The sequence below is a fragment of the Pseudomonas edaphica genome, assembly GCF_005863185.1.
Taxonomy (GTDB): domain Bacteria; phylum Pseudomonadota; class Gammaproteobacteria; order Pseudomonadales; family Pseudomonadaceae; genus Aquipseudomonas; species Aquipseudomonas edaphica.
This window is the reverse complement of sequence record NZ_VBVZ01000822.1, coordinates 1-2,233: the sequence shown is the minus strand read 5'-3', so window position 1 is coordinate 2,233 and position 2,233 is coordinate 1. Positions and strand designations below refer to the sequence as shown.

General features: G+C 64.5%; 3 protein-coding genes. All 3 read left to right on the top strand.

Translation table 11 applies throughout. The annotated features are described in order from the left end of the window. The coding region (locus FEM54_RS35200; RefSeq protein WP_171045948.1) for a hypothetical protein at positions 1 to 144 on the top strand (144 nt) is incomplete at its 5' end. Further along, positions 144 to 1,364, top strand: coding sequence for an electron transfer flavoprotein subunit alpha (gene etfA, locus FEM54_RS30920; protein WP_138454106.1), 1,221 nt, complete (start codon positions 144 to 146; stop codon positions 1,362 to 1,364). The genes FEM54_RS35200 and etfA, both read left to right, overlap by 1 nt. A 10-nt stretch (positions 1,365 to 1,374) precedes the next feature. Next, a complete protein-coding gene (gene etfB / locus FEM54_RS30915; protein ID WP_017139361.1) occupies positions 1,375 to 2,145 on the top strand; it encodes an electron transfer flavoprotein subunit beta in 771 nt (256 codons plus the stop codon). Positions 2,146 to 2,233: the final 88 nt, after the last annotated feature.

The following is a 2,233-nucleotide window of genomic DNA, read 5'->3' as shown; positions in this document are numbered from 1 at the left end:
ACACAATGCACCGCGATGCTTGAGGGCGTGGTCGAGCCACGACCCCTGATCAAGGACATCGCTGAACTGGTCGCCGACGCGTTGCTTGAAGAAGCCGCACCTGGCAAGGCACCTATCAAGCGTCAACCTGCGGAGGTGCACTGATGAGCGACATTATCCGCCGCGACCCACGGGCCGAATGGATCGCCCGCAACCGCCTGCACCCGTTGCACGCCGCCATGCAGCCGCTGCAACACAGTTGGATGGGGCCGAACGGCGTCATCCGCAAAAATGTACATGGCGTGGGTTTTATCGGCCCCAACGGCATCAAGCGTATCGACCGCAGCGGCGCCCAGCAGGGCGGCGCGGCCAAGCGCACGGCGGCGGTGCAAGTGCAGTTGCCGTTGCACCAGGTGCCAGCGCCGGCGTTCTACATCAACGTGGTGCCGGACATGGTTGGTGGCCGCCTGAGCAGCCACGACCGCGACGTGCTCGGCCTTGCCCGGCAACTGGCCGGCAGTGATGGCGCGGTGCTGGCGGTGGTGTTTGGCGAACATAAAGAAAGTGCTTTTGCCACGGCGGGCGTCGATCGCCTGCTGGTGCTGGAAGGCCACGAATTCGAGGGTTATTCACCGGAGCAACGCGTCCAGGGCCTGCGGGCTGTGGATAACCAGTTCAACCCACGCCATTGGTTGCTGCCCGACAGCCGCAGTGGCGGCGGTGAATTGGGCCGGCGTTTTGCCGCGAGCCTCAAGGAGCGCCCGGCCACCCGTGTGTGGCAGATCAAGGGCGAGGAGTGCATAGGCCGTGCCGGTGCGGGCCAGGAGGATTTGGCCCGGCCACTGCCACGCCTGATTCTGGCAGCGGTGGAATGCGCCGAGCCGGTCAGCGAAACCCGTCACGAGGTCTTGCCCGTGGAGTTATCCACAGTCTTGGCGCGCAGCTTGCCGCGCATCGAGGATCTCGGCGCAGTGGCGGTGGACCCAGGGGCGATTCCGATGGCCGAGGCGGAGTTTATTTTCTCTGGCGGCAATGGCGTAAAAGATTGGGCACTGTTCCACCAGACCGCCGCCGCCTTGGGCGCCACCGAAGGCGCGTCACGGGTGGCAGTGGATGATGGCTTTATGGCGCGTGATCGCCAGGTCGGTGCCAGCGGTACTTGGGTGACGGCACGGGTGTATGTGGCTGTGGGTATTTCCGGGGCGATCCAGCACCTGCAAGGCATCGGTGCCTGCGACAAGGTGGTGGCGATCAACCTCGACCCTGGCTGCGACATGATCAAGCGTGCCGACTTGTCGGTGATCGGCGAAAGCGCCGCGATTCTGCAAGCCTTGATCGAGGCGGTGCAGGTGTACCGCAACGGCGCCAAGCGCGACGCAGCCTAGGGACATGACCATGACCACGAATGTAATCAGCCTGGTGTCAATCGGCGCCCACCCGACCTCCGGCCGCCCACGCCGTGCGGAGCAGGATGCACGCGCCGTCGAGCTGGGCCTGCAGCTGGCTGGGGATAAGTTGCAGGTGTTGCATGCCGGTGACGTTAACGAGCCGACGTTGCGCAGCTACCTGGGCATGGGCCTGCCGCAATTGCATGTGCTGGAACAACCGGCGGGCAGCGACGCCTTGCCGGTGCTCAGTGATTATCTGCGCGAGACTGGCGCCCACGTAGTGCTCACCGGCAGCCAGGCGGAAACCGGCGAAGGCTCAGGCATGTTGCCGTTTCTTTTGGCCGAGCAATTGGGTTGGCCATTGATAGTCGGGCTGGCGCAAGTGGAATCTATCGATGGCGGCATTGCCCATGTGCTGCAAGCCTTGCCGCGCGGGCAGCGGCGGCGCCTGAAGGTGCGCCTGCCGTTTCTGGCGACTGTGGATAACGCCGCGCCCAAACCACGGCAAAGCGCCTATGGCCCGGCGCAACGCGGTGAACTGGCGGCCCATGAGGTCGAAATCGAGACGGACGAGTTACTCGCAGACGCAGTGTTGCAACCGGCCAAGCCCCGGCCCAAGCGCCTCAAGGTGATTAAGGCCAAGAGCGGCGCGGACCGGATGAAGGCGGCGACCGCCAAGGCCAGCGGCGGCGGTGGGCAAGTGCTCAAAGGTCTTAGCCCCGAGGCGGGCGCGGAAGCGATTCTGAAGCTACTCATTGAAGAAGGCGTGGTGCGCTGATTACCTGTGGGAGCTGGCTTGTGTGGGAGCTGGCTTGCCTGCGATACAGGCACCTCGGTCCATCAGTCAGACCGAGGTGATGCTATCG